The sequence below is a fragment of the Pseudomonas sp. SK3(2021) genome, assembly GCF_016772375.1.
Taxonomy (GTDB): Bacteria; Pseudomonadota; Gammaproteobacteria; order Pseudomonadales; family Pseudomonadaceae; genus Aquipseudomonas; species Aquipseudomonas chlororaphis_I.
In genome coordinates, this window is the sequence record NZ_CP061943.1 from 867,860 (window position 1) to 894,373 (window position 26,514).

A 26,514-nucleotide genomic window follows, 5' to 3' on the forward strand; every position below is an offset into this window, starting at 1 on the left:
CGTCCAGGTCCGCAGGAGGCACGCCGTGTCGATCCATGTCGCATTGCACCATGTCACGCATTACCGCTACGACCGCGCGGTCGAACTCGGCCCACAGATCGTTCGCCTGCGTCCGGCAGCCCATAGCCGCACGCGGATTCTCTCCTATGCGCTGAAGGTCCAGCCCGAACAGCACTTCATCAACTGGCAGCAGGACCCCCAGGGCAACTACCTGGCGCGCCTGGTCTTCCCGGAAAAGACCGACGAGCTGCGCATTGAAGTCGATCTGCTGGCGGAGATGGCGGTGTTCAATCCGTTCGATTTCTTCCTCGAGCCCTATGCGGAGAAAATCCCCTTCGCCTATGCCGCCGACGAGCAGCGCGAGCTGGCGCCTTACCTGGAAACCCTGCCGCTGACGCCGAAGTTCAAGGCTTACCTCGAGGGTATCGACCGCACGCCGATGCCGGCGGTGGATTTCCTGGTGGGCCTGAACCAGCGCCTGAGCGAAGACATCGGCTACCTGATCCGCATGGAGCCGGGCGTGCAGACGCCCGAGCAGACCCTGGACAAGGCTTCCGGCTCCTGCCGCGACTCCGCCTGGCTGCTGGTGCAGTTGCTGCGCAACCTGGGGCTGGCCGCGCGGTTTGTTTCCGGCTACCTGATCCAGCTGACCGCCGACGTCAAATCCCTCGATGGCCCGTCCGGCACCGAGGTGGATTTCACCGACCTGCATGCCTGGTGCGAGGTGTACCTGCCCGGCGCCGGCTGGATCGGCCTGGACGCCACCTCCGGGCTGTTTGCCGGGGAAGGGCATATCCCATTGGCTTGCAGCCCCGATCCGTCCTCGGCGGCGCCGATCAGCGGCCTGGTGGAGCCTTGCGAATGCGAGTTCAGCCATGAGATGTCGGTGGAGCGGGTCTGGGAAGCGCCGCGGGTCACCAAGCCCTACACCGAGGAGCAATGGCTGGCGATCCAGGCCCTGGGCCGACAGATCGATGCCGACCTGCTGGCGGGTGACGTGCGCCTGACCATGGGCGGCGAGCCGACCTTCGTCTCGATCGACGACCCGGATGGCGCCGAATGGAACACCGCGGCCCTCGGGCCGAACAAGCGCCGGCTGTCCGCCGAGCTGTTCCAGCGCATGCGCAACCACTACGCCCCCAAGGGCCTGGTGCATTTCGGCCAGGGCAAGTGGTACCCGGGCGAGCAATTGCCGCGCTGGTCGCTGAACTGCTACTGGCGCCGCGATGGTGTGCCGATCTGGCACAACGCCACGCTGGTCGCCGACGAGCACGAAGACTACGGCGCCGACAGCGAGCTGGCCGGGCGTTTCCTGGCCAGCGTCGCCGAACGCCTGAAACTGCCGCCGCGCTTCGTGTTCCCGGCCTATGAAGACAACTTCTACTACCTGTGGCGCGAGGGCACTTTGCCGCAGAACGTCACCGCCGAGGATTCGCGGCTGGCGGACGAACTGGAGCGCGTGCGCCTGCGCAAGGTATTCAGCCAGGGCCTGGACAAGGTCATCGGCCAGGTCCTGCCGCTGGCCCGTACCGCCAGGGGCGACCAGTGGCAGAGCGGCCGCTGGTACCTGCGCGATACCCATTGCCGGCTGGTGCCGGGGGATTCGCCCCTGGGTTATCGCCTGCCACTGGCGTCCCAGCCTTGGGTAACGGTTGCGCAATACCCTTATGTGCACCCCACTGATCCGAACCAGGAGCTGCCCGAGCTGCCGGACAGCGCCCAACTGCGTGAACACGGCGCAGCGGCCGTAGCCGATGAGCGGGTGCCGCAGATCGACCAGTCCGCCGACTGGCTGACCCGCACCGCGTTCTGTGCCGAGGCACGGGGCGGGCGGTTGTACCTGTTCATGCCGCCCCTGGAGCGCCTGGAGGATTACCTGGAGTTGGTCAGTGCCATCGAGGCCACCGCCGAAGAGCTGCATTGCCCGGTACTGCTGGAGGGCTACGAGCCGCCGAGCGATCCACGGCTGAGCAACTTCCGCGTCACCCCGGACCCGGGCGTGATCGAGGTCAACGTGCAGCCGTCCGCCAGTTGGGACGAGCTGGTGGAGCGCACCGAATTCCTCTACGAGGAAGCCCGGCAGACCCGCCTGACCACCGAGAAATTCATGATCGACGGGCGCCACACCGGCACCGGCGGCGGCAACCACTTCGTGCTGGGCGGCGCGACGCCGGCGGACTCACCCTTCCTGCGCCGGCCGGACCTGTTGCGCAGCCTGATCAGTTACTGGCACAACCATCCATCGCTGTCCTATCTGTTCTCCGGTCTGTTCATTGGCCCGACTTCCCAGGCTCCGCGGGTCGACGAGGCGCGCAACGATGCGTTGTACGAGCTGGAAATCGCCTTCGCGCAGATGCCCGAACCGGGCGAGGAGTGCCCGCCGTGGCTGGTCGATCGGCTGCTGCGCAACCTGTTGATCGACGTCACCGGCAACACCCACCGCGCCGAGTTCTGCATCGACAAGCTGTACTCGCCGGACGGTGCGACCGGGCGCCTGGGCCTGCTGGAACTGCGTGCCTTTGAAATGCCGCCCCATGCACGCATGAGCCTGGCCCAGCAACTGTTGCTGCGGGCCCTGGTCGCGCGCTTCTGGCGCGAGCCCTACGCACCGGCCAAGCTGGCGCGTTGGGGCACCGAGTTGCACGACCGTTTCCTGTTGCCGCACTTCATCGAGCAGGACTTCGCCGACGTCATAGTCGAGCTTAACGCCGCCGGCTATCCGCTGCGTGCCGAGTGGTTCGCCGCGCACCTGGAGTTCCGTTTCCCCAAGGTCGGCGATTACGCGGTCGCTGGTATCGAGCTGGAACTGCGCCAGGCCCTGGAGCCTTGGCATGTGTTGGGGGAGGAGGGCGCCGGTGGCGGCACGGTGCGTTATGTCGATTCGTCGCTGGAGCGCCTGCAGGTCAAGCTCACCGGTCTGGCGCCGCAGCGCTACCTGCTGACTTGCAACGGCGTCGCGGTGCCGCTGCAGCCTACCGGGCGGGTCGGGGAGTTCGTCGCCGGGGTGCGCTATCGGGCCTGGCAGCCCTTCAACTGCCTGCAACCGACTATCCCGGTGCATGCGCCCCTGGTATTCGACCTGCTCGACACCTGGATGCAGCGTTCCCTGGGCGGTTGCCAGTACCATGTGGCCCACCCAGGCGGGCGCAACTACGACAGCCTGCCGGTGAATGCCAACGAGGCCGAAAGCCGGCGCATGGCGCGCTTCTTCCGCCTGGGGCACAGCCCTGGCACCTTGTCGGTGCCGAGCCTGACGATCAACGACGAGTTGCCGATGACACTCGATTTGCGACGTTTCTAAAGCAGACGCGACGCCCGGATGTTTCGCATATCCGGGTGTCACGTGTCTGCGTTAATCTGACTGACCTTGCCGTCTGCCGAGCTCTCCATGCCTGACCTGCTTGACCACTACCCGCTGACGACGGGTACTTACCACGAACTGCTCGACGCCAGCGGCGCGGTGCGTCCGCACTGGCGCCGGCTGTATGACCAGTTGCAGCGCAGCACGCCGGCGCAGTTGATGCAGCGCCAGGCCCTGCTGACCCGACAGATCCAGGAAAACGGCGTCACCTACAACGTTTACGCCGACCCCAAGGGTGCCGACCGGCCGTGGGAGCTGGACCTGTTGCCCCATGTGATCGCCGCCGATGAGTGGCAGCAGCTGTCCGCCGGGATCGCCCAGCGGGCGCGTTTGCTCAATGCGGTCCTGGCCGACCTGTACGGCCCCCAGCGGCTGATCAGCGAAGGCCTGCTGCCGGCCGAGCTGGTCTTCGGCCATAACAACTTTCTCTGGCCGTGCCAGGGCATCCAGCCACCGGATGGCGCCTTCCTGCACCTGTACGCGGTCGACCTGGCGCGCACCCCGGACGGGCGCTGGTGGGTCACCGCCGACCGTACCCAGGCACCGTCCGGTGCCGGCTACGCCCTGGAAAACCGCATGATCGTGTCCCGGGCCTTTCCGGACCTGTACCGCGACCTGCAGGTGCAGCACCTGGCCGGCTTCTTCCGCACCCTGCAGGAAACCCTGGCCCGCCAGGCGCCCCGGGACGACGAAGCACCACTGATCGTGCTGCTGACCCCGGGACGTTTCAACGAAAGCTATTTCGAGCACCTGTACCTGGCGCGCCAGCTTGGTTATCCGCTGGTGGAGGGCGGCGACCTGACGGTGCGCGACGCCACGGTCTACCTCAAGACCCTGAGCGGCCTGCGGCGGGTCCACGCAATCATGCGCCGGCTTGACGACGACTTCTGTGACCCGCTGGAACTTCGCACCGATTCGGCCCTCGGGGTGCCGGGGCTGCTGGAGGCGGTGCGGCGGGGCCGGGTGCTGGTGGCCAATGCCCTGGGCAGCGGCGTGCTGGAGTCGCCAGGCCTGCTGGGTTTCCTGCCGAAGATCAGTGAGCACCTGTTTGGCGAAGCGCTGATTTTGCCGTCCGTCGCCACCTGGTGGTGCGGCGAGGCGCCGGTGCTGGCCCAGGCCCTGGAGAAACTTCCGGAGCTGCTGATCAAGCCGGCGTTTCCATCCCAGAGCTTTGCCCCGCTGTTCGGCCGCGACCTGTGCGAGAAAGAACGCCAGGCCCTGGCTGAACGCATGCGGGCGCGGCCTTATGCCTATGTCGCCCAGGAACTGGCGCAGCTGTCCCAGGCGCCCGTCTGGCAGGCCGAGGACGGCCAGCTGCAACCGCGGGCCATCGGCATGCGGGTGTATGCCGTGGCCAGCCGCGATGGTTACCGGGTACTGCCGGGCGGCTTGACCCGGGTGGCCGCCGAGGCCGATGCCGAAGTGGTATCGATGCAGCGCGGCGGCGCCAGCAAGGACACCTGGGTGCTCGGCGAGCGAGCGCCCAGCGGCGAACAGTGGAAGGGCCAGCGGACCATCGGCGTGCATGAGCTGGTGCGGCGCGATCCGTACCTGCCGTCGCGGGTGGTGGAAAACCTGTTCTGGTTCGGTCGTTACTGCGAGCGTTGCGATGGCAGCGCGCGGCTGTTGCGGATCATGCTGGCGCGTTATGTCGACGGCGATGACCCGCAGGCCTTGCAGGCGGCGGTCGACCTGGGCGAAAGCCTGATGTTGCTGCCGGACGAGGGGGAACTGCCCGAGCGCCTGTTGGCGGCCTTGCAGGGGGACGACTGGTCCTTCAGCCTGCGCTCCAACCTGCAACGCCTGCAGTGGGCAGCGTCCCAGGTGCGCGGCAAGCTCTCGCGGGAAAACTGGCAGGCGCTGGTGGAGTTGCAGCGTGAAGCCCTGGCGCTGGAAGCCGGCGAGCCGGACTTCGGCGAGTTGCTGGACTTCCTCAACCGCCTGGTGATGTCCCTGGCGGCGCTGTCGGGCTTCGCCCTGGACGACATGACCCGCGACGAAGGTTGGCGCTTTTTGATGATCGGCCGGCGCATCGAGCGCCTGCAGTTCCTCAGCAGCAGCCTTTCGGCCTTCCTGCACAGCGCCACCGCGTTCGATCAGGCCGGCTTGGAGTGGCTGTTGGAACTGGGCAACAGCAGCATCACCTACCGTTCCCGCTACCTGGCGGTGGCGCAGTTGATCCCGGTGCTCGACCTGTTGCTGCTCGACGAGCAGAACCCCCACGCGGTGCTGTTCCAGCTGAAGCTGGTGACCCGGACCCTCAATCGCTTGAACGACGAGTTCGGCGTGCCGCGCGAGGCCGGTTTGCCCAAGCTGGTGGGGCGCCTGTCGCGCTTCGACCTGGGTTGCCTGGAAAACCCGCTGTTCGGCGAAGCCAGCGTGCGCGCGGCGCTCGAAGGCCTGGCCGATCTGTTGCAAGAAATCGCCGATGCCAGCGGGCAGGTCTCCGACCGCCTGGCGCTGCGGCATTTCGCCCATGTCGACGATGTCAGCCAACAAACGGTGTCCGTCTGATGAGCGCTCATTACCAGATCTTCCACGATACCCATTACCACTACGACAGCCCGGTGTCCCTGGCCCAGCAGCTGGCGCACCTGTGGCCGCGGGCCTGCGCCTGGCAGCATTGCAGCCAGCAGGAACTGTTGATCAGCCCCGAGCCCACCACCCGCCGCGACGAGCTGGATGTGTTCGGCAACCCGCTGACCCGGCTGGCGTTCGAGCGCCCCCATGACGAGCTGCTGGTCAATGCGCAACTGACGGTGGAGGTGCTGGCCCGGCCTGCGCTGGATTTCACCCGCTCATTGCCCTGGGACGCCACCCGCAGTGCGCTGACCTACAGCAGCCGGCCGTTGTCCGCGGCCTTGATGGAGGCATGTCGTTACCGCTTCGAGTCGCCCTATGTGCACCTGAAGAAGAGCTTCGTCGATTTTTCCGAAAGCTGTTTCCCCGCCGGGCGTCCGTTGTTGCTCGGGGTACAGGCGTTGATGGAGAAGATCTTCAGCGAGTTCACCTTCGATGCCGAAGCCACTCAGGTGGCGACGCCGCTGGTGGAGGTGCTGGAGCGGCGGCGCGGGGTCTGCCAGGACTTCGCCCACCTGATGCTGGCGTGTTTGCGTTCCCGCGGCCTGGCGGCGCGTTATGTCAGCGGCTATCTGCTGACCCAGCCCCCACCGGGGCAGCCACGCTTGATCGGCGCGGATGCTTCCCATGCCTGGGTTTCGGTGTTCTGCCCGGTACTCGGCTGGGTCGATTTCGACCCGACCAACAATGTGCAGCCGGCGCTGGAGCACATCACCCTGGCCTGGGGCCGGGACTTTTCCGATGTCTCGCCGTTGCGCGGGGTGATTCTCGGCGGCGGCAGCCACGACCCGGAAGTGCGGGTGACGGTGATGCCGCTGAATGAACGGATCTCTCTGTAGCCGCTGCCGCAGGCTGCGCTCGGGTGCGTGGCGGCCGTGCTCTGCAGCCACAGGGAGGCTCTTCGAACCTTATCGCAGTCTTCGGCAGCGGCTACAGGTTTTACAGGTACCTGTTCGAGGTCATCCCCGGCAAGCATGTCTTTATCTCGACCTATCGCTGCCGGCTCCTGGGCGGTTTTGTGCCGACCGTCAGCCACGAGCACAAGGAAGTCGGCCTGTTCGCAGCGGACCAGCTACCGGCCAACCTGCCACAGGGTTATCGCGATTCGATTGTCAAAGCATTGGGTATCCGAGGGTCGGCAGCGGATGGCCGACCCCAGATCCCGAGGGCCTGATGGGAGTATCGGGCCTGGCGGGTCTCAGGCCTTGGGGGCCTGATCGTCTACGGCATTGGCGTCATCGACGGCCACTTCGTCTTCTGTCTCCGGGCTCGGTGCGCCGGCTTCTTCAGCGGCCGCTTTCTTGCGTTGCAGCTTTTCCTCTTTCTTCTGCTCCTTTGCCAGGTCTCGCTGACGTTTGGCGAAGGAGTAATTGGGTTTAGCCATGGGCGATCCTCTGGGGTCGAAGGTGAGGTTGAGCGGCGCGTATTCTGCCTTGTATCGGGGGCTGGCGGTTAATCGGGTTTTTGCTCGGCCCATTTGGGGGCTACCGTGGGTTGCCAGGCCTCCAGCGCATCCAGCAGTTTGCGCGGCGAATCGCTCGCTTGCAGCATGTCACGGTGCGGGGCGCGAACGAAGCCTTCGCCGACGATATGATCGAGAAAACCCGTGAGTTTCTCGTAGAAGCCATTCACCTCCAGCAGCCCCAGGGGCTTGGCGTGATAGCCCAGTTGGCCCCAGGTCCAGACCTCGAACAATTCTTCCAGGGTGCCCAGGCCACCCGGCAGCGCGATAAAGGCGTCGCTCAGCTCGGCCATGCGTGCCTTGCGGGCGTGCATGCCGTCGACCACCTCCAGGCGCGTCAGGCCCGGATGGCCGATTTCCTTGTCCTTGAGGCTCTGGGGAATGATGCCGATGACTTCGCCGCCGGCCGCCAGGGCCGCGTCGGCGACTAGGCCCATCAGGCCGACGGCGCCACCGCCATAGACCAGGGTCAGCTTGCGTTCGGCCAGATGGCGCCCGAGGGCTTCGGCGGCCTCGCGGTAGGCCGGGTGGGTGCCGGTGCTGGCACCGCAGAACACGCATACAGACGCTAAAGACATGCTTTACTCCATGGTCGGTGAGGGCCACAGAGTAATGGCTGGCCGGCCGCGCTCCAAGGGTCAATCCTCGCGGCGGGGGCTTTCATAGGTGCCGCTGGCGCCACAGGCGTAAGCGGCGAGCAGGCTGCGGAACAGGCTGTTGAGGTGCATGGCAGACACTCCGATGGTGATGTGCGCCGAGCATAGGTCCGCGGCAGTCGGCTGGCTGTTTGATTCTCTCGATCAGGCCGATAGCGCAAAGTTGTATACAATTTCTTGATTTGAATCATAGGAACTTGTGAAAAATTCAGGCAGTCTTCACCCTCATGGATTCAGATGGATTTTGTTAACCCTGCCTTGGAGATTCACCATGTTTGCCAAACTCGTTGCGGTATCCCTGTTGACACTGGCCAGCAGCCAGCTGATGGCCGCCGAATGCAAGGTCGATGTCGACTCCACCGACCAGATGTCCTTCAACACGAAGGAAATCACCATCGACAAGAGCTGCAAGACCTTCACCGTGAACCTGACCCATTCCGGCAGCCTGCCGAAGAACGTCATGGGCCATAACTGGGTACTGAGCAAAAGTGCGGACATGGCCGGCATCGCGACCGACGGCATGGCTGCCGGCATCGACAAGGACTACCTGAAACCAGACGACAGCCGTGTCATCGCCCACACCAAGATCATCGGTGCTGGTGAAAAAGACTCGGTGACCTTCGACGTGTCGAAGCTGGCCGCGGGCGAAAGCTACGAGTTCTTCTGCTCGTTCCCGGGCCACAACTCGATGATGAAAGGCGCCGTGGTGCTGAAGTGATCGGTTGATCCCACGTGATGAAAAAGCGCCCTTCGGGGTAATGCCGATCAGTTAAGCCCTTCTGCTTGACCTTTGGCCGCAAGAAATCAAAATCCGATGCCTGAATAGGCATCGGATTTTTTTATGCGTCTGGCTCGGGCACTGGAACTGACCCACAACATCGTCTCAACCCCCAATTCGCTTGAGGGATTGGACTCGTTGCTTGACCCCTCTCTGGTCGAGCAGGCCCTGGAACAGGCTGGTGTGGCCACTCTGCGCAAGCGCCGTTTGCCCTTGGAGATGATGCTTTGGTGCGTCATCTCCATGGCGTTTTTTCGGCGCATGTCGGCGTGGGATGTGGTCAGTCGCATGAACATCATGCTGCCTGGGCAACGTCCGCTGGTCGCGCCCAGCGCCGTAGTCCAGGCCCGTCGGCGATTGGGCAGCGAGGCCGTACGACAAGTCTTCGATCTGACACAGAAAAGCTGGCATGAAGCGGCCGGCCATCCGACCTGGGCCGGGTTGCGTTTGCTGGGGGTCGATGGCGTCGTCTGGCGAACGCCCGATACACCCGAAAACCGTGCGCGTTACGACTCCGCCAGCAATCAACATGGCGATACCGGTTTTCCTCAGGTACGCATGGTTTGCCAAATGGAGCTGACCAGTCATTTGTTGATCGGCAGTGCCTTTGACGGCTATCGCAGCAACGAAATGAAGCTGGCAGAGCAACTGATCGACACCACGCCGGATCACTCGCTGACGCTGTTCGATCGCGGTTTTTACTCCCTGGGGTTGCTGCATCAGTGGCAACAGGCCGGCACCGAGCGGCATTGGCTGATGCCGTTACGCAAAGGGGCGCAGTACGAAGTGATTCAGCGGTTGGGCCGTCAGGATGCGGTGGTCTCGTTAAACACTTCGCCGCAGGCCCGCAAGCAATGGCCGGGATTGCCGGAGCGCCTGACTGCAAGGCTCCTGAGCAAAACCGTCAAGGGCAAGGTCTGTCAGATTTTGACGTCAATGGCCGACCCGCTGCGCTTCCCATCCGATGAAATCGTCGACCTGTACAGCCATCGCTGGGAGATCGAATTAGGGTTCAGGGAGATGAAACAGACACTGCTCAACAGCAGCTACACGCTGCGTAGCAAGACGCCCGAGATGATCGAACAAGAGTTGTGGGGTGTGTTGCTGGGCTACAACCTGTTGCGTTATCAGATGGTGGAAATGAGCCGCCATTGTCCGGGCATCCATCCGTGCGAACTGAGCTTCACCGCCTGCACCTGGGCGATCCTGGGGTTTATCAACGGGGTTTCTGCGGATCGCTCAGGGAACATCCCCAAATATCTCGCCGAATTGCATGCCTCGACCCCGCACTATGTCTTGCCACATCGCCGGGAAGAGCGTGCTTATCCACGGGCCATCCGGCTCAAATCGCCGAAGTATCCGATCAAAAATAAAAATGCCAGTCAGCTTAACTGACTGGCATTACCCTTCGGGGCGCTTTTTTGTGGGCGGGCGGTTGCGGGCAAGCCTCGTTCCCACAGTTTTTGTAGCGAAGCTTGCTCGCGATAGCGCCAGCCCGGCCAATGCACAACAAAAAGCCCGCCGAGGATTTCCCGCGGCGGGTTTTTGCGTCATCTCATCACCTCAAGGCGCGAACGGCATCACGCGCTTGTGATGGGTCTTGTTGTAGGTGTTGCAGATGATCTTGAACGCCTCCTCGCGCACCGGCTGGCCATGGAGGAAGGCATCGATCTCGGCGTAGGTCACGCCGTGGGACGCCTCGTCCGGCTTGCCGGGAGACAGGTCTTCGAGGTCGGCGGTAGGGATCTTCTCCACCAGCGACTCCGGCGCGCCGAAATACCGGGCAATGGCGCGCACCTGGTTCTTCACCAGCCCGCTCAGCGGGGCCAGGTCGCAGGCGCCGTCGCCGAACTTGGTGAAGAAGCCCATCACCGCTTCGGCGGCATGGTCGGTGCCGATCACCAGGCCGTGGGCGGCGCCGGCGATGGTGTACTGCGCGACCATGCGCATCCGCGCCTTGGTGTTGCCGAGCACGAAGTCCCGGGTTACCGCCTGATGGCCTTCGAAGGCCGCCACTTCATTGGCCAGGGACTTGACCGCTGGCCCGATGTTCACGGTGTGGCGCTCGTCGGGCTCGATGAAGTCCATTGAGGCCTGGGCCTCGTGTTCGTCGAACTGCACGTCGTACGGCAGGCGCACGGCGATGAAACGATAACCCTGGTCGCCACTGCTGGCGCGCAGTTCGCGTATCGCCCGCTGGGCCAGCAGGCCCGCGGTCAGGGAGTCGACGCCACCGCTGATGCCCAGCACCAGGGTCTTGAGCCCGGAATTGAGCAGGCATTGCTGGATGAACGCGACCCGCCGGGCGACTTCTGCCTCGAGATCGGCCTGGTCCTTGAAGGGGGGTTGGACCTTGAGCTGTTCAGCAATCTCACGCTGTACGGCTTGCATGATTCACTCCTTGCTTGATGTGCCAGAAAGGGCGGCAGGTACTTGGAAAACGTGGCGCAGGTAAGCGACGAAGTTGGGATCCTTGCAATGGGTCTTGCCCGCTTCGTCGGAGATCTTGGCGACGGGCTGGCCATTGCAGGCGGTCATTTTAAGCACGATGCTCATCGGCTCGACACCGGGAATATCGCACGTCAGGTTGGTGCCGATACCGAAGCTGACATTGATCCGACCACGCAACGCCCGAAAAATCTCCAGGGACTTGGGCAGCGTCAGACTGTCGGAGAACACCAGGGTCTTGCTCATCGGCTCGATGCCCAGTTTCAGGTAATGGGCGATGGCTTTTTCCGCCCAGACGATCGGATCGCCCGAATCATGGCGCAAACCGTCGAACAGCTTGGCGAAGTACAGATCGAAATCGTTGAGGAAGGCGTCGGTGGTGATGCAGTCGGTCAGGGCGATCCCCAGCAGGCCGCGGTACTCGCGGACCCAGCAGTCGAGGGCGGCGATCTGGCTGTCGATCAGCCGTGGCCCCAGTTGCTGGTGGGCCATGATCCACTCATGGGCCATGGTGCCCAGGGGTTTCATGTCCAGCTCGCGGGACAGGTGCACGTTGCTGGTACCGACGAAACGCCCGGGGAAGTCGTGTTTGAGCACGTTCACCACTTCTTCCTGGACCCGGTACGAGAAGCGTCGGCGGGTGCCGAAGTCGGCCACCTGCAGGTGCGACAATTCATCGGCGCTGGCGTTGGCGCTCAGCCAGTCGAACTTGCGATACAGCTGTTCGCGGGCCTGTTCCAGGACAACTTCGCGGTAGCGATAGCGGTTACGCACCTCGCTGACGATCGCCAGCATCGGCACTTCGAACAGGATTACATGCAGCCAGGGCCCGCGCAGGCGGATGAACAGCTCGCCGTTCTCGATACCGGTATGCACATAACGCAGGTTGAAGCGGAACAGCCCGAGAAAGCGCAGGAAGTCCGGTTTCAGGAAGCTGATGCGCTCCAGAAAACTCAACTGGTCGGCGCTCAGGCTCAGGTCGGCCAGGCGCTCGAACTGATAGCGGATTTCCGCCAGGTAGGGGCGCAGGTCCTCGCTGTTGCGGCAGCGGAATTCCCATTCGACTTCCACATTGGGGTAGTTGTGCAGCACCGCCTGCATCATGGTCAGTTTGTAGAAGTCGGTGTCGAGCAGGTTCTGCACGATGCGATCGGCAAACACACTCTCGCTCATAACGGGAATCTCCATGCTGGCCGCGATGAAGGGCGCGGCTTTCCAGCTTGTTCAATGAAGGCAGTAGTGGCGCATATCCACTGTGGGTTTTGCCAGCGTTTTTTGCATAGGGAGGCTGCCGGCCTTATCGCGAGCAAGCCCGCTCCTACAGGTGCTGCGCTGCTCTTGCAGGAGCGAGCTTGCTCGCGATGGCGTCCATCTGGCTCCCCTGCCGGATCAGGCCGGCGTCGGGCTGTCGATCTGTTCCAGCATCCAGCGTACGAATTCCCGCACCTTGGGCACTTCTGCCGCATGTTCAGGGTAGGCCAGGTAATAGGCATCGTGGCTGGGCATCGCGTAGTCCCAGGCCAGCACCAGCTTGCCCTCGGCCAGCTCTTCCTCCACCAGGAACCGCGGCAGCAGGGCCACGCCGCAGCCGACCTGGGCGGCCCGGATGCACATATAGAAGGTTTCGAAGCGCGGGCCATGATAGCTGTGCTCGGTGTGGTAACCCTGGCTGTCGAACCAGTCATGCCAGGCCTGCGGCCGCGAGGCCAGCTGCAGCAGCACCAGTCCGGCCAGTTGCGTCGGGTCGGTGAACGGCTTGTCCGGCAGGCTGCCGGGGGCGCAGACCGCCACCAGCTCTTCGCCGAATAGCTTCAGGCATTCGGTACCGGGCCGCGAGCCCTGGCCGAAGTAGAACGCCATGTCGCTGCGGCCCTGCAGCAAGTCGTCGGCTTCCTGCTCGTTGCACAGGTCCAGGTGGATCTGCGGGTGGCGCAGGCGCCAGCCCTTGAGGCGCGGCACCAGCCAGCGCGCACCGAAGGTCGATGGAGTGGACACTCGCAGGACTTCGGTTTCGCCGCCGTAGGAACGCAGGTAATGGGTCGACATCTCGATCTGCGAGAGGATCTTGCGCACCTCCACCAGGTACAGGTCGCCGGCCGGGGTCAGTTGCAGGCGCCGGCGTACCCGGCGAAACAGCAGGTGCTGCAGGAGTTCTTCCAGCTGGGCGACCTGCTTGCTGACTGCGCTCTGGGTCAGGTTCAGTTCCTCGGCGGCGCGGGTGAAGCTCAGGTGCCGGGTGACGGCCTCGAAACACTGCAGGGCGGTGATCGAGGGCAGGTAGCGTTTGTTCAGCATCGAGGGTTCCTTGTTCTTGTCTCGACTGCGCAGCATGAATAAACGGAATGATATCTCGCCTAATCGTCGTTTGTTGGCAAGTCTCGGGCCGGCTACAACTACAGATCTGAATAGCCGTGTCAGCGGCTACGATTTTTTTGCTTTCCATCTGTAAGGAGTGACCCATGGTTGCCGCATTGCTTGATCGTCTTGGTGTGAACCCGGCCCTGTATCAATCGGGCAAGCAGCCCGTGCATTCACCCATCGACGGCAGCCGCATCGCCTCCGTGAACTGGCAGGGCGCGGCCGAGGTGGAGCAACAGGTCAGTCGCGCGGAGCATGCATTCGAGCTGTGGCGCAAGGTGCCGGCGCCGCGTCGTGGCGAACTGGTGCGCCAGTTCGGCGAAGTGCTGCGCGAATACAAGGCCGACCTCGGCGAGCTGGTGTCCTGGGAAGCCGGCAAGATCACCCAGGAAGGCCTGGGCGAAGTGCAGGAAATGATCGACATCTGCGACTTCGCGGTCGGCCTGTCGCGCCAGCTGTACGGCCTGACCATCGCTTCCGAGCGCCCCGGCCACCACATGCGCGAAACCTGGCACCCGCTGGGCATCGTCGGGGTGATCAGTGCGTTCAACTTCCCGGTCGCGGTCTGGGCCTGGAACACCACCCTGGCGCTGGTCTGCGGCAACCCGGTGATCTGGAAGCCTTCGGAAAAGACCCCGCTGACCGCCCTGGCCTGCCAGGCGCTGTTCGAACGTGTACTGAAGAACTTCAGCGATGCCCCCGAATACCTGAGCCAGGTAATCATCGGTGGGCGCGACGCCGGCGAAGCGCTGGTGGACGACCCGCGCGTGGCGTTGATCAGCGCAACCGGCAGCACCCGCATGGGCCGCGAAGTGGCGCCGAAAGTCGCCGCGCGTTTCGCCCGCAGCATCCTCGAACTGGGCGGCAACAACGCGATGATCCTGGGGCCGAGCGCCGACCTGGACATGGCGGTGCGCGCCATCCTGTTCAGCGCCGTCGGCACCGCCGGCCAGCGCTGCACGACGTTACGCCGGCTGATTGCCCATGAATCGGTGAAGGACGAAATCGTCACCCGGCTCAAGGCCGCCTATTCCAAGGTGCGCATCGGCCATCCGCTGCAAGGCAACCTGGTCGGCCCGCTGATCGACAAGCACAGCTTCGACAATATGCAGGATGCGCTGGAGCAGGCCCTGAGCGAGGGCGGCCGGGTGTTCGGCGGCAAGCGCCAGCTGGAAGACCAGTTCCCCAACGCTTATTACGTGTCGCCGGCGATCGTCGAGATGCCGGAGCAGAGCGACGTGGTGTGCAGCGAGACCTTCGCGCCGATTCTCTACGTGGTGGGCTACAGCGATTTCGCCGAAGCGCTGCGCCTGAATAACGCCGTGCCGCAAGGCTTGTCGTCCTGCATCTTCACCACCGATGTGCGCGAGGCCGAGCAGTTCATGTCGGCGGTGGGCAGCGACTGCGGCATCGCCAACGTCAACATCGGCCCGAGCGGCGCGGAAATCGGCGGCGCCTTCGGTGGCGAGAAAGAAACCGGCGGCGGCCGCGAGTCCGGCTCGGATGCCTGGCGCGCCTATATGCGTCGGCAGACCAACACCGTGAACTACTCGCTGGAGTTGCCGTTGGCGCAGGGTATTACCTTCGATTGAGTCGGCATTGATCGCGCCCGCTTGCCGGGCGCTGTAGCCGCTGCCGAAGGCTGCGACAAGCTCCGAAGGAGCTTGGTTCCCAATCTCCTGTCGAGCCTGCGGCGGCCTTCAGTTCGCCGCGACCGTGCCGGTCGATCGCAGCCTGCGGCAGCGGCTACAGGGAGGTGCTGGTTCATGGTCTGTGGTTCATGGTCTGTGGTTCGTTGATTTCGGAGTCTGGCAATGCCGTTACGCGAAGAATGCCTGTGGGAAAAACTGACGCCGCAAAGGCCCGACAATGCCCCGCTCCAGGGCGAGGTCACGGTGGATGTCTGCGTGATCGGCGCGGGCTTTACCGGCCTGTCGGCCGCCGTGCACCTGCTGGAGCAGGGCAAGAGGGTCTGTGTACTGGAAGCCCATCGCACCGGTCACGGTGGTTCGGGGCGCAACGTGGGTCTGGTGAACGCCGGGATGTGGATCCCGCCGGACGAGATCGAAGTCGGTTTCGGCGAGGCGGTCGGCAGCCAGCTCAACCGCATGCTGGGGGCGGCGCCGGCCCTGGTGTTCAGCCTGATCGACAAATACCGCATCGATTGCCAGTTGCGCCGCGAAGGTACCTTGCACATGGCGCACAACGCCCGGGGCGAGGCCGACCTGCGTAGCCGGGAAGCCCAGTGGAAACGCCGGGGTGCTCCGGTCGAGCTGTTGACCGGGGCGGCCTGTGAAACCGCCACCGGCACCAGGAAGATCGCCGCCGCCTTGCTCGATCGCCGGGCCGGCACGGTCAATCCGATGGCCTATGTCTGTGGCCTGGCCAAGGCCGCGGTCGACCTGGGGGGCCAGCTGTTCGACCATTCGCCGGTGACCCGTCTCGAACGCCAGGGCCAGCGCTGGTCGGTACAGACCGCGCAGGGCTCGGTGCTGGCCGAGCAGGTGGTGATTGCCTCCAACGCCTACACCGAAGGCGACTGGACCGAGTTGCGGCGCAACTTTTTCCCCGGTTACTACTATCAGGTCGCCTCCAGGCCGCTGACCGAGGAAGCCGCGCAGCGGATCCTGCCGGGGGGGCAGGGCTCCTGGGACACTCGCCAGGTGCTCAGCAGCATTCGCCGGGACGCCGACGGCCGTCTGCTGCTGGGCAGCCTGGGCAATGGCAACCAGAAGCCGGCCTGGTTCCTCAAGGCTTGGGCCGACCGGGTGCAGCAGCATTATTTCCCCTACTTGAAGACAGTGGAGTGGGAGTGCACCTGGACCGGTCGTATCGCCTTTACCCCCGATCACCTGATGCGCCTGTTCGAGCCGGCGCCCGGTCTGGTGGCCGTCACCGGCTACAACGGCCGGGGCGTGACCACGGGCACCGTGGTTGGCAAGGCGTTCGCCGATTACCTGTGTAAGGGAAACCCTCAGGCCTTGCCGATTCCCTTCGCCCCCATGCAGCCCCTGGCGGGCGTGGGCTTGCGCAGTTGCCTGTACGAGGCCGGGTTCTCGCTGTATCACGCGGGCCAGTGCCTGCGGATCGTTATCTGACGGAGGAAATATGTTGCGCGATGCGGCGCTTTTCGGCGCAGCGACTAGCCTGTAGTGGTGCGGGGCGTAGCAGTCCTGCACCAGTAGTGTGCAGTTCGGTTACGCAGGCTGTTACAGGCTGGTTGCACGTTGATTTGCACCGTGGTTGCAATGATGGCGCAGTCGGGTTGCGCCTTATGTTTTGTAGGGTTTTACCTTCCGCGGTTTAGACGGTTGCACGCCCAATAAAAAAGGGCTCGAAACAGTCGAAATAACAATAAAAGAGCGACTTTTTTCAGAATAAAAAACCAATGGCACGGCCCTTGCTCTGAGCAATCGGTGAAGTCGCAGTGCCAACTAAAAAAACCTTGGAGCACCACCTCATGTCCCAGACGTTTTACAAGAAAGGCTTTCTGGCCCTCGCAGTGGCAGCTGCGTTGGGCGTTTCTGCGTTTGCTCAGGCCGACATCAAGATCGGCGTAGCGGGTCCCATGACAGGCGCCAACGCGGCATTTGGCGAGCAGTACATGAAGGGTGCACAGGCAGCGGCTGACGAAATCAACGCCAAGGGCGGCGTCAACGGCGAGAAGATCGTGCTGGTCAAGGGCGACGACGCCTGCGAACCGAAACAGGCTGTGGCCGTGGCCAACCGCCTGGTGGACCAGGACAAGGTGATCGGCGTGGTCGGACACTTCTGCTCCTCCAACACCATCCCTGCTTCCGAGGTGTACGACGAAGCGGGCGTGATCGCCATCACCCCGGGCTCCACCAACCCGCAGGTTACCGAACGTGGCCTCTCCGCCATGTTCCGCATGTGCGGGCGTGACGACCAGCAGGGCATCGTCGCCGGCGACTACATCGTCGACGTGCTCAAGGGCAAGAAAGTCGTGGTCCTGCACGACAAGGACACCTACGGCCAGGGCCTGGCGGACGCCACCAAGGCACAGCTGAGCAAGCGCGGCGTAACGCCGGTGCTGTACGAAGGCCTGACCCGTGGCGAAAAAGACTTCAGCGCCGTGGTCACCAAGATCCGCGCCGCCGGTGCCGATGTCGTCTACTTCGGCGGCCTGCACCCGGAAGCCGGTCCGCTGGTCCGCCAGTTGCGCGAGCAGGGCCTGAAAGACGTCAAGTTCATGTCCGACGACGGTATCGTCACCGACGAGCTGGTGACCACCGCTGGCGGCCCGCAGTACGTCGACGGTGTGTACATGACCTTCGGCGCCGACCCACGCCTGCTGCCGGACAGCAAGACCGTGGTCGACGCTTTCCGCAAGGCCGGCACCGAGCCTGAAGGCTACACCCTGTATGCCTACGCATCGGTCCAGGCCCTGGCTGCCGGCTTCAACGGCGCCAAATCCAACAAGGGCGAAGACGCCGCCAAGTGGCTCAAGGCCAACCCGGTGAAAACCGTGATGGGCGAGAAGACCTGGGACGCCAAGGGCGACCTGAAAGTCTCCGACTACGTGGTTTACCAGTGGGACAAGGACGGCAAATACCACCAGCTGGAAAAACAGAAGTGACATGAGCGTCTGGGCAGGCCGGCCCATCCTCCAGGGGAGGGCGCAGGCCTGCCGCATGCGTGTCCGTGCAGTACCTGTCTTTTCTCGTAGAGCTGCACAACTGTCGTGTTGCGCGGGTGGTTGAACCCCAGGCCGTCGTATCCGCTGTGTGCAGTCTCTCAAATGCGTGAGATTGCGTTATGGATGGTATTTTCCTGCAGCAACTGATCAATGGACTGACCCTCGGGTCTGTCTATGGTCTGATCGCCATCGGCTACACAATGGTCTATGGCATCATTGGCATGATCAACTTCGCCCACGGCGAGGTTTACATGATTTCCGCTTACCTCGCGGCAATCAGTCTGGCTCTGCTGGCCTATTTCGGCATCGAATCCTTCCCGCTGCTCATTCTCGGTACCCTAGTCTTCACCGTCGTCGTGACGGGGATCTATGGCTGGGTCATCGAGCGCGTCGCCTACAAACCCCTGCGCAACTCCACCCGCCTGGCGCCGCTGATCAGCGCCATCGGGATCTCGCTGATCCTGCAGAACTACGCGCAGATCAGCCAGGGCGCCAAGCAACAAGGTGTACCGACGCTGCTGGCCGGCGCCTGGAAGGTCGAGATCGGCACCGGTTTCGTCCAGCTCACCTACACCAAGATCTTCATCCTGGTGGCGGCATTCGCCGGCATGGCGTTGCTCACCTACATCATCAAGTACACCAAGCTCGGCCGCATGTGCCGCGCCACCCAGCAGGATCGCAAGATGGCCTCGATCCTCGGGATCAACACCGACCGGGTGATTTCCTACGTGTTCATCATCGGCGCCGCCATGGCTGCGCTGGCGGGCGTACTGATCACCATGAACTACGGCACGTTCGACTTCTATGCCGGCTTCGTCATCGGCATCAAGGCGTTCACCGCGGCGGTACTCGGCGGCATCGGTTCGCTGCCGGGCGCGATGCTTGGCGGGATCATCCTCGGGATCTCCGAGTCGCTGTTCTCCGGTCTGATCAACTCCGACTACAAAGACGTGTTCAGTTTCTCGCTGCTGGTGCTGATTCTGATCTTCCGTCCCCAAGGCCTGCTGGGTCGCCCACTCGTGGCGAAGGTATAAGTATGTCTGCTGCCAATAAACCGATTGATATCAAAAAGAGCGTCGTCGACGCCGTGCTGGCCGGGCTGATCTCGCTGATCGTGTTCGGTCCTATCGTGGGTGTGGTACTCGAGGGCTACAGCTTCAACCTGCAACCGGCCCGTGTCGGCTGGCTGGTGGCGATCGTGATGATCGGCCGCTTCGCCTTGAGCCTGTTCCTGCAGACGCCCAAGGGCCTGAAGATCCTCCAGGGCTTCGAAAGCAGCGGCTCCGGCGTGCATGTGCGGGCGCCGGACTACAAGTCGCGGCTGCGCTGGATCATCCCGGCGCTGATCGTGATCGCCATCGTCTTCCCATTCTTCGCCAACAAGTACCTGCTGACCGTGGTCATCCTCGGCCTGATCTACGTGCTGCTGGGCCTGGGGCTGAACATCGTGGTCGGCCTGGCCGGGCTGCTCGACCTGGGGTACGTGGCGTTCTACGCCATCGGTGCCTACGGCCTGGCGCTGGGTTACCAGTACCTGGGCCTGGGCTTCTGGACCGTGCTGCCCCTGGCGGCCCTCGCCGCGGCGCTGGCGGGGTGCATACTCGGCTTCCCGGTGTTGCGCATGCACGGTGACTACCTGGCCATCGTGACCCTGGGCTTCGGCGAGATCATCCGCCTGGTCCTCAACAACTGGCTGTCCTTCACCGGCGGTCCGAACGGCATGCCAGTGCCGTCGCCGACCATCTTCGGCCTGGAGTTCGGACGGCGGGCGAAGGATGGCGGGGTGCCGTTCCACGAGTTCTTCGGCCTGGAATACAACCCCAACCTGAAGTTCCTGTTCATCTATATCGTGCTGTTCATCGTGGTGCTGCTGGTGCTCTACATCAAGCACCGGCTGACCCGCATGCCGGTCGGCCGGGCCTGGGAAGCGCTGCGCGAAGACGAGATCGCCTGTCGCGCCATGGGCCTGAACCACGTGCTGGTGAAACTCTCGGCCTTCACCATCGGCGCCTCCACCGCTGGCTTGGCCGGGGTGTTCTTCGCCAGTTACCAGGGCTTTGTGAACCCCTCGTCCTTCACCTTCTTCGAGTCGGCGCTGATCCTGGCCATCGTGGTCCTGGGCGGCATGGGGTCGACCGTGGGCGTGGTGATCGCGGCGTTCGTGCTGACCGTGGCGCCGGAGCTGCTGCGCAGCTTCTCCGAGTACCGGGTGCTGCTGTTCGGCATCCTCATGGTGTTGATGATGATCTGGCGACCCCGCGGCCTGATTCGTATCAGCCGCACCGGCGTGACCCCGCGCAAGGGTGCCCTGACCGAGAGGAGCGCATCATGAGCGATGAAGTGATCCTGAAGGTAGAGAACCTGATGATGCACTTCGGTGGCATCAAGGCCCTGAGCGACGTCAGCCTGGAGGTCAAGCGCAACTCCATCTTCGCCCTGATCGGCCCCAACGGCGCCGGCAAGACCACGGTGTTCAACTGCCTGACCGGTTTCTACAAGGCCACGGGCGGGCATATCGCCCTGAATACCCGGGGCACGCCGACCAACGTCATCAAGCTCTTGGGCGAGCCGTTCCGGGTGACCGACTTCGTGTCGCCCAAGCGCTTTGCCAGCCGGCTGTTCTACAAGATGTTCGGCGGTACCCACCTGGTGAACCGGGCGGGCCTGGCGCGGACCTTCCAGAACATTCGCCTGTTCAGGGAAATGTCGGTGCTGGAGAACCTGCTGGTGGCCCAGCACATGTGGGTCAACCGCAACCTGCTGTCCGGCATCCTCAACACCAAGGGTTACCAGAAGGCCGAAAGCGATGCGCTGGACCACGCCTTCTACTGGCTGGAAGTGGTGGACCTGGTGGACTGCGCCAACCGCCTGGCCGGCGAGTTGTCCTACGGCCAGCAACGCCGCCTGGAAATCGCCCGCGCCATGTGCACCCGGCCGCAGATCATCTGCCTCGACGAACCGGCCGCCGGCCTCAACCCCCAGGAAACCGAAGCGCTCAGCGCGATGATCCGGCTGCTGCGCGACGAGCACGACCTGACCGTGGTGCTGATCGAACATGACATGGGCATGGTGATGAGTATTTCCGACCATATCGTGGTGCTCGACCACGGCAACGTGATCGCCGAGGGCGGGCCCGAAGCGATCCGCAACGATCCGAAAGTGATTGCCGCCTACCTGGGTGCGGACGAAGAGGAGCTGGTATGACGACTGCACCCATCCTCGAACTCAAGGACCTGGACGTGTACTACGGGCCGATCCAGGCCCTGAAGAAAGTCTCGCTGCACATCAACGAAGGTGAAACCGTGAGCCTGATCGGCTCCAACGGTGCCGGCAAGTCCACGCTGCTGATGTCGATTTTCGGCCAGCCGCGGGCCGAGTCCGGGCAGATCATCTATCGCGGTGTGGACATCACCCACAAGTCCTCGCACTACATCGCCTCCAACGGCATCGCCCAGTCGCCGGAAGGGCGCCGGGTGTTTCCGGACATGACGGTGGAAGAGAACCTGCTGATGGGCACCATCCCCATCGGCGACAAGTACGCCACCGAAGACATGCAGCGCATGTTCGAACTGTTCCCGCGGCTCAAGGAGCGTCGGACCCAGCGGGCCATGACCATGTCCGGCGGCGAGCAGCAGATGCTCGCCATCGCCCGGGCGCTGATGAGCCGACCCAAGCTGCTGTTGCTGGACGAACCGAGCCTGGGGCTGGCGCCGATCGTGGTGAAGCAGATCTTCGCTACCCTGCGCGAGCTGGCCTCCACCGGCATGACCATCTTCCTGGTCGAGCAGAACGCCAACCACGCGCTGAAGCTGTCGGACCGGGCCTATGTGATGGTCAACGGGGAGATCCGCCTGAGCGGCACCGGCAAGGAACTGCTGGTCAACGAGGAGGTGCGTAACGCCTATCTGGGCGGGCACTGAGCCCGCGTACCGTGGATGAAACCTGCCCCGCCGGCCCGTGCCGCCGGGGCATTTTTGTCCCCCTGATCTTGCAGGAGCGGCCGGTCGACGCTCGGTTGCTCGCGATGCTTGTCAACGATGACGCTGGCTGTCTGGATGTGCGCGTCGTTCTCGGGTTCTTCGCGGGCAAGCTCGCTACAGAGGGGAGATGGGCTTGTCCACAGCCGAAGCCGAAAATTGTGGAAAACATTCTGCGCAAGCTGGCAAAACGCGGCATAAAGACGCTGCAAATAGTTGTTTTGCCACGGTTTTGACTTGTCCCCGTTTGCTGTGGAACTGGCTGTGGGTAACGTGGGAGTAGCTGGCTGGACGCCTTGATCGGCGAGGCCTCCAGGCGTGTGGTTGTTTTTTGATCAGGCGTTTTGGCCGGACCTTGGGCAGCCGTTGTCAACCTTTTTATTGTCGCAGGCCAAGGGCGAAAACACCCTGGACAAGCCTGTGGATAAGTCTGTGACTAAACTCTGGAAAGACTCGCCCAGGCAGCGTCGTTACTGGCTTGAAGCCATCCCTCGCCTGATCGCCCGGTCGCCTTCGTCGACCGGGGCTGCATGGACACCGTGCCCGGGTCAAGCAAAAAACTTTCTAAAACCGCCTGCAGCCCCTGTGGATAGCGGCTTGCAGACTTTTACACTTGCCCCCAAAGACTGTGGAGCGTCCTGTGGATAAGGTGCGTGCATATGGCTGCGGGCTAGGCAGATTGAGGCTTTGCGCCAATCGAACGTTTTTTGTACAGCTCCAATCCCTGTAGCCGCTGCCGCAGGCTGCGATAAGGCCCGAAGGGCCTTTCAACGATCTTGAAGAGCACGCCCTCTTCGAGCTCGATCGCAGCCTGCGGCAGCGGCTACAGGGAGCAGTACTTAGCCCGGCGGAGCAACCTCCGGTTGCCGCTGCGATTCAGGCCGGGCATGCTGCGAAACGATTTTTCATTTCCACGGCGGTTCGACGCCCAGCAAGGAGAACACCATGACTTCCACTCTGTTTATTACCGGCGCGACCTCCGGTTTCGGCGAAGCCTGTGCCCGTCGTTTTGCCGAGGCCGGATGGTCGCTGGTGCTGACCGGTCGCCGCGAAGAGCGTCTCAACGCCCTGTGCGCCGAGCTGTCGAAACAGACCGAAGTGCACGGCCTGGTGCTCGATGTGCGGGACCGCAAGGCCATGGAAGACGCGATCGCCAACCTGCCGCCGTCCTTCGCCAAACTGCGCGGGCTGATCAACAACGCCGGCCTGGCCCTGGGGGTCGACCCGGCGCCCAAGTGCGACCTGGACGACTGGGACACCATGGTCGACACCAACATCAAGGGCCTGATGTACAGCACCCGCCTGCTGCTGCCACGGCTGATCGCCCATGGCCGCGGCGCCGGCATCGTCAATCTCGGTTCCATCGCCGGTAACTATCCGTATCCGGGCAGCCACGTGTATGGCGCGAGCAAGGCGTTCGTCAAACAGTTCTCCCTGAACCTGCGTTGCGACCTGCAAGGCACCGGTGTGCGGGTGACCAACATCGAGCCGGGCCTGTGCGAAAGCGAGTTCTCCCTGGTGCGCTTCAAAGGCGACCAGGAGCGTTACAACGCCACCTACGCCGGTGCCGAGCCGATCCAGCCGCAGGACATCGCCGACACCATCTTCTGGGTGCTCAATACGCCGGCCCACGTCAATATCAACAGCCTGGAGCTGATGCCGGTAAGCCAGACCTGGGCCGGCTTCGCCATCGAGCGCAACGCCAAGGGCTGAATGTTCCGCCTGTAGCCGCTGCCGCAGGCTGCGATCGACCGGGAACCGGTCGCAGGATCTCAAGATCGCTGAAGGTCCTGCGACCAACGTGGCCCGGACCATCGCAGCCTGCAGCAGCGGCTACACACCTCGCCTGATGCGTTTGGCAACACAGCCGTTCAGGCCCGAATCAGCCCGCACAAGGTAGACTCCCGCTCCGCAACCCACCGCGGCCTTGCGGCAAGGCCGCGATTTCAAAGGTTTTCGAGGAGCAAATGTGAGTAACCGAGGTGAGCAGGCACTGCTCAAACAATCGACCATCCTGATGTTCGCCGTGGCGATCGCCGGGATAGTCACAGGTTTTGTTTCTGGCGCCCAATCCATCCTGTTCGATGGATTTTTTTCGCTGATCGCCACCTTCATCAAAGTCCTGATGCTGATCACCGCCAAGCTGATCGCCAAGGAAAGCAACCATCGTTTCCAGTTCGGCTTCTGGCACCTGGAACCCATGGTGCTGCTGATCGAAGGCAGCTTCCTGCTGTTGATCGCCATCTATGCGTTTCTCAATGGGGTGTTCGGCATTATCAATGGCGGGCGCGAGATCGAGCTGGGGTTGGTGATCGTCTATGCGGCGGTGTTCACCGTCGTCGAGTTCGGCTATTTCTTCTACGTCCGGCACCGCAACCGCAAGCTCAAGTCATCGCTGATCCAGTTCGACAACATCAGCTGGCTGGTGGACGCCATGCTGTCGGTGGGGCTGTTGATCAGTTTCGTCACGGCCCTGCTGCTCAAGCAATACGGGCACGGGGAGTGGGCGGTGTATGTCGACCCGTTGATCCTGATCGTGCTGGCGCTGAGCATGCTGCCGCCGGCGTTCAAGATCCTCGGCCCGGCCCTGCGCGACGTGCTGGGCATCGCTCCGGACCAACTGGACGACAAGGTGCGCAGCGTGATGGACGCCGCCAAGGCCACCCACGGTTTCGACGACTACATCTCTTATGTGCAGAAGCATGGCCGGGCGCGTTTCATCGAGATCCACATCGTGCTGCCGGCGGGTTATCCCCTGCACGGCGTGGCGACCCTGGATGAACTGCGCGAGGAGATATCCACAGCCCTCGGCCCGGCCGACGCTGCGCGCTGGCTGACCATCAGCTTTACCGGGGATCGCAAGTGGATTGCCTGAGGCCTTACTGAGCGCAGGCGCTCGATCGCGAGCAAGCTCGCTCCTACAACGGACCGCGCGATCCTGTAGGAGCGAGCTTGCTCGCGATAGCGGTTGAAGGTCAGCCGAAGTATTCGGCCAGCCCGAGATAACAGGTCGCCAGGTGATAAGGCGTGGTCGACGGCATGTCCCGGCGGCTGAGTACGCCATGGGCGTCCAGGCATTCGTTCCAGCCCTTGGCATGCAGGAAGTGTTTTTGCAGCGCCAGCAACTGGCGCTGCAGGCGCCCGGCGCTGCCCTGGCGCAAGGTCAGGGCACGCAGGTATTCGGCCTGGGCCCAAATGCGCTGGGTCGGGTCGAGCACAGCGCCCTCAATGCTCAACATGCCGCTCACCGCGCCGCTGTGGTTATCCACACCGACCTGCTCGGCATAGGCAAAGGCCCGTTCCAGCGAGGCGTGCAACGGGCAGCCACGCAGCAGGGGCGAGGATTGCAGCAGGAAGAACCATTCGAACTGGTGTCCCGGCTCGAACCAGTTATCCACAGCCCCCAGCGGTTTCTCCATCATCAGCCCATGCTGCGGCTCGATGAAGCGCTGCTGCATGGCCTCGCACAGGGCCAGCAATGTGCCTTGCACGGCGGCGTCGTCACGCACGGCCAGGGTGGCGAGGAAGGCTTCGGCCAGGTGCATCAGCGGGTTCTGCAAGGGGCCGGAAGCCAGGGACGACCAGTCCTCGGCGAGGACCGCCTCGTACAGGCCGTCGCCGCTGGCAAAACGCTCGGCCACCACTTTCAGCGCGGCATTGAGCACCGACTCCACCAGCGGCTCGCGGACCTTGGCCCAGTAATGGGCGCAGGCAAAGATGATGAAAGCGTGGGTGTAGAGGTCCTTGCGCCTGTCCAGCGGCGTGCCCTGGGCATCGATGCTGTAGAACCAGCCGCCGTGCTCGGCGTCGTGGAAGTGCCGTTGCAGGGAACGAAACAGCGCCGCGGCGCGTTCTTGGGCAAGCGGCGTACGGCCATCGCCGATCAGGCTGGAAAACAGGTACAGCTGCCGGGCGCAGGCCATGGCCCGATAACGTTGCGGCGGTAGCGGGGCATGCTCGGCGTCCAGCGCCTCGAAGGGCAACGCCAGTTCCGGATTCCAGCCCGGCCCCTGCCAGAGCGGCACGATCACAGTGTGGAAATGCTGCTGCACGGCCGTAAACAGGGCGGTCGATTCAGACGGGGATACGGGGCTGGAAACATCGGGCATTGGCTGGCGTCGTCACGGCAGGGTGGAATGCGCGACATGGTAGCAGAGAAGGCCCCGGGGATCGTGGTACGCGCCGGTGGACGTTTGCTTGTAGGAGCGAAGCTTGCTCGCGATCCTGACGACGCGAT

General features: G+C 63.4%; 21 protein-coding genes. 15 read left to right on the top strand and 6 right to left on the bottom strand.

Translation table 11 applies throughout. From position 1 onward, the window contains the following. Positions 1-25 precede the first annotated feature (25 nt). The 3 genes from IF690_RS03870 to IF690_RS03880 all read left to right on the top strand — a co-directional run bounded on the left by IF690_RS03870 (position 26) and on the right by IF690_RS03880 (position 6,780). Positions 26-3,301 carry a transglutaminase family protein gene (locus IF690_RS03870; RefSeq protein WP_202698905.1) on the top strand — a complete coding sequence of 1,092 codons (3,276 nt, stop codon included), beginning with the start codon at positions 26-28 and terminating at the stop codon, positions 3,299-3,301. Between the two features lie 87 nt (positions 3,302-3,388). Beyond that, on the top strand, positions 3,389-5,875 hold the full coding sequence (locus IF690_RS03875; RefSeq protein WP_202698906.1) for a circularly permuted type 2 ATP-grasp protein: 2,487 nt from the start codon (positions 3,389-3,391) through the stop codon (positions 5,873-5,875). Further along, the gene (locus IF690_RS03880; protein WP_202698907.1) at positions 5,875-6,780 is read left to right on the top strand and encodes a transglutaminase family protein; all 906 of its coding nucleotides are present in this window, start codon (positions 5,875-5,877) and stop codon (positions 6,778-6,780) included. The genes IF690_RS03875 and IF690_RS03880 overlap by 1 nt, the downstream gene beginning before the upstream one ends. Positions 6,781-7,139: 359 nt before the next feature. Here the strand turns inward: IF690_RS03880 and IF690_RS03885 are convergent, their stop codons facing one another. Both IF690_RS03885 and IF690_RS03890 read right to left on the bottom strand, forming a co-directional pair. Beyond that, positions 7,140-7,325 (bottom strand): hypothetical protein, encoded by a 186-nt coding sequence (locus IF690_RS03885; RefSeq protein WP_202698908.1) that lies wholly within the window; start codon positions 7,323-7,325, stop codon positions 7,140-7,142. 68 nt (positions 7,326-7,393) lie between these two features. Beyond that, a complete protein-coding gene (locus IF690_RS03890) occupies positions 7,394-7,981 on the bottom strand; it encodes a cytokinin riboside 5'-monophosphate phosphoribohydrolase (RefSeq protein ID WP_202698909.1) in 588 nt (195 codons plus the stop codon). A 349-nt stretch (positions 7,982-8,330) separates the two neighbouring features. Here IF690_RS03890 and azu point away from each other — a divergent pair, with 349 nt between their 5' ends. Next, positions 8,331-8,777 (top strand): azurin, encoded by a 447-nt coding sequence (gene azu / locus IF690_RS03895; RefSeq protein ID WP_202698910.1) that lies wholly within the window; start codon positions 8,331-8,333, stop codon positions 8,775-8,777. A 123-nt stretch (positions 8,778-8,900) separates the two neighbouring features. After that, positions 8,901-10,232 carry an IS4 family transposase gene (locus IF690_RS03900; protein WP_202696895.1) on the top strand — a complete coding sequence of 444 codons (1,332 nt, stop codon included), beginning with the start codon at positions 8,901-8,903 and terminating at the stop codon, positions 10,230-10,232. Between the two features lie 168 nt (positions 10,233-10,400). Here IF690_RS03900 and nadE read toward each other — a convergent pair whose 3' ends face one another. From nadE to IF690_RS03915, 3 genes are all read right to left on the bottom strand, one after another. After that, the gene (gene nadE / locus IF690_RS03905) at positions 10,401-11,228 is read right to left on the bottom strand and encodes an NAD(+) synthase (protein ID WP_202698911.1); all 828 of its coding nucleotides are present in this window, start codon (positions 11,226-11,228) and stop codon (positions 10,401-10,403) included. Between the two features lie 3 nt (positions 11,229-11,231). Beyond that, positions 11,232-12,458, bottom strand: a complete 1,227-nt coding sequence (gene pncB, locus IF690_RS03910) for a nicotinate phosphoribosyltransferase (protein WP_202698912.1) — start codon at positions 12,456-12,458, stop codon at positions 11,232-11,234. 216 nt (positions 12,459-12,674) lie between these two features. Beyond that, entirely contained in the window at positions 12,675-13,580 is a 906-nt protein-coding gene (locus tag IF690_RS03915; protein WP_202698913.1) for a LysR family transcriptional regulator, read from the bottom strand. A 164-nt stretch (positions 13,581-13,744) separates the two neighbouring features. On the opposite strand from IF690_RS03915, the gene amaB reads away from it, so the two are divergent. The 10 genes from amaB (at position 13,745) to IF690_RS03965 (ending at position 25,152) form a co-directional block, all read left to right on the top strand. Further along, positions 13,745-15,235: an L-piperidine-6-carboxylate dehydrogenase gene (amaB, locus tag IF690_RS03920; protein WP_007925211.1), complete on the top strand. Its 1,491-nt coding sequence runs from the start codon at positions 13,745-13,747 to the stop codon at positions 15,233-15,235. 222 nt (positions 15,236-15,457) lie between these two features. Then, positions 15,458-16,741, top strand: a complete 1,284-nt coding sequence (gene amaA, locus IF690_RS03925; RefSeq protein ID WP_202698914.1) for an L-pipecolate oxidase — start codon at positions 15,458-15,460, stop codon at positions 16,739-16,741. A 362-nt stretch (positions 16,742-17,103) separates the two neighbouring features. After that, positions 17,104-18,240: a branched-chain amino acid ABC transporter substrate-binding protein gene (locus IF690_RS03930; RefSeq protein WP_202698915.1), complete on the top strand. Its 1,137-nt coding sequence runs from the start codon at positions 17,104-17,106 to the stop codon at positions 18,238-18,240. A gap of 179 nt (positions 18,241-18,419) precedes the next feature. Beyond that, the gene (locus tag IF690_RS03935) at positions 18,420-19,334 is read left to right on the top strand and encodes an ABC transporter permease subunit (RefSeq protein WP_009046714.1); all 915 of its coding nucleotides are present in this window, start codon (positions 18,420-18,422) and stop codon (positions 19,332-19,334) included. A 2-nt stretch (positions 19,335-19,336) separates the two neighbouring features. Further along, positions 19,337-20,632 carry a high-affinity branched-chain amino acid ABC transporter permease LivM gene (livM, locus tag IF690_RS03940; RefSeq protein WP_202698916.1) on the top strand — a complete coding sequence of 432 codons (1,296 nt, stop codon included), beginning with the start codon at positions 19,337-19,339 and terminating at the stop codon, positions 20,630-20,632. After that, positions 20,629-21,504 (top strand): ABC transporter ATP-binding protein, encoded by an 876-nt coding sequence (locus tag IF690_RS03945; protein ID WP_023970244.1) that lies wholly within the window; start codon positions 20,629-20,631, stop codon positions 21,502-21,504. Before livM ends, IF690_RS03945 begins: the two co-directional genes overlap by 4 nt. Then, a complete protein-coding gene (locus IF690_RS03950) occupies positions 21,501-22,220 on the top strand; it encodes an ABC transporter ATP-binding protein (RefSeq protein WP_009046717.1) in 720 nt (239 codons plus the stop codon). The genes IF690_RS03945 and IF690_RS03950 overlap by 4 nt, the downstream gene beginning before the upstream one ends. Before the next feature lie 11 nt (positions 22,221-22,231). Next, complete coding sequence (locus IF690_RS03955) at positions 22,232-22,513, top strand: hypothetical protein (RefSeq protein ID WP_202698917.1); 282 nt, start codon at positions 22,232-22,234, stop codon at positions 22,511-22,513. A 709-nt stretch (positions 22,514-23,222) separates the two neighbouring features. Beyond that, a complete protein-coding gene (locus IF690_RS03960) occupies positions 23,223-23,990 on the top strand; it encodes an SDR family oxidoreductase (RefSeq protein ID WP_202698918.1) in 768 nt (255 codons plus the stop codon). 256 nt (positions 23,991-24,246) lie between these two features. Continuing rightward, a complete protein-coding gene (locus IF690_RS03965; RefSeq protein ID WP_023970246.1) occupies positions 24,247-25,152 on the top strand; it encodes a cation diffusion facilitator family transporter in 906 nt (301 codons plus the stop codon). 100 nt (positions 25,153-25,252) lie between these two features. On the opposite strand, the gene IF690_RS03970 is transcribed toward IF690_RS03965, so the two are convergent. Next, positions 25,253-26,386 carry an AGE family epimerase/isomerase gene (locus IF690_RS03970; RefSeq protein WP_202698919.1) on the bottom strand — a complete coding sequence of 378 codons (1,134 nt, stop codon included), beginning with the start codon at positions 26,384-26,386 and terminating at the stop codon, positions 25,253-25,255. Positions 26,387-26,514: the final 128 nt, after the last annotated feature.

Coding starts and splice junctions, on each gene's coding strand:
- IF690_RS03875 (WP_202698906.1), top strand. CDS start 3,389: ATGCCTGACCTGCTTGACCACTACCCGCTGACGACGGGTACTTACCAC.
- IF690_RS03880 (WP_202698907.1), top strand. CDS start 5,875: ATGAGCGCTCATTACCAGATCTTCCACGATACCCATTACCACTACGAC.
- IF690_RS03885 (WP_202698908.1), bottom strand. CDS start 7,325: ATGGCTAAACCCAATTACTCCTTCGCCAAACGTCAGCGAGACCTGGCA.
- IF690_RS03890 (WP_202698909.1), bottom strand. CDS start 7,981: ATGTCTTTAGCGTCTGTATGCGTGTTCTGCGGTGCCAGCACCGGCACC.
- azu (WP_202698910.1), top strand. CDS start 8,331: ATGTTTGCCAAACTCGTTGCGGTATCCCTGTTGACACTGGCCAGCAGC.
- IF690_RS03900 (WP_202696895.1), top strand. CDS start 8,901: ATGCGTCTGGCTCGGGCACTGGAACTGACCCACAACATCGTCTCAACC.
- nadE (WP_202698911.1), bottom strand. CDS start 11,228: ATGCAAGCCGTACAGCGTGAGATTGCTGAACAGCTCAAGGTCCAACCC.
- pncB (WP_202698912.1), bottom strand. CDS start 12,458: ATGAGCGAGAGTGTGTTTGCCGATCGCATCGTGCAGAACCTGCTCGAC.
- IF690_RS03915 (WP_202698913.1), bottom strand. CDS start 13,580: ATGCTGAACAAACGCTACCTGCCCTCGATCACCGCCCTGCAGTGTTTC.
- amaB (WP_007925211.1), top strand. CDS start 13,745: ATGGTTGCCGCATTGCTTGATCGTCTTGGTGTGAACCCGGCCCTGTAT.
- amaA (WP_202698914.1), top strand. CDS start 15,458: ATGCCGTTACGCGAAGAATGCCTGTGGGAAAAACTGACGCCGCAAAGG.
- IF690_RS03930 (WP_202698915.1), top strand. CDS start 17,104: ATGTCCCAGACGTTTTACAAGAAAGGCTTTCTGGCCCTCGCAGTGGCA.
- IF690_RS03935 (WP_009046714.1), top strand. CDS start 18,420: ATGGATGGTATTTTCCTGCAGCAACTGATCAATGGACTGACCCTCGGG.
- livM (WP_202698916.1), top strand. CDS start 19,337: ATGTCTGCTGCCAATAAACCGATTGATATCAAAAAGAGCGTCGTCGAC.
- IF690_RS03945 (WP_023970244.1), top strand. CDS start 20,629: ATGAGCGATGAAGTGATCCTGAAGGTAGAGAACCTGATGATGCACTTC.
- IF690_RS03950 (WP_009046717.1), top strand. CDS start 21,501: ATGACGACTGCACCCATCCTCGAACTCAAGGACCTGGACGTGTACTAC.
- IF690_RS03960 (WP_202698918.1), top strand. CDS start 23,223: ATGACTTCCACTCTGTTTATTACCGGCGCGACCTCCGGTTTCGGCGAA.
- IF690_RS03970 (WP_202698919.1), bottom strand. CDS start 26,386: ATGCCCGATGTTTCCAGCCCCGTATCCCCGTCTGAATCGACCGCCCTG.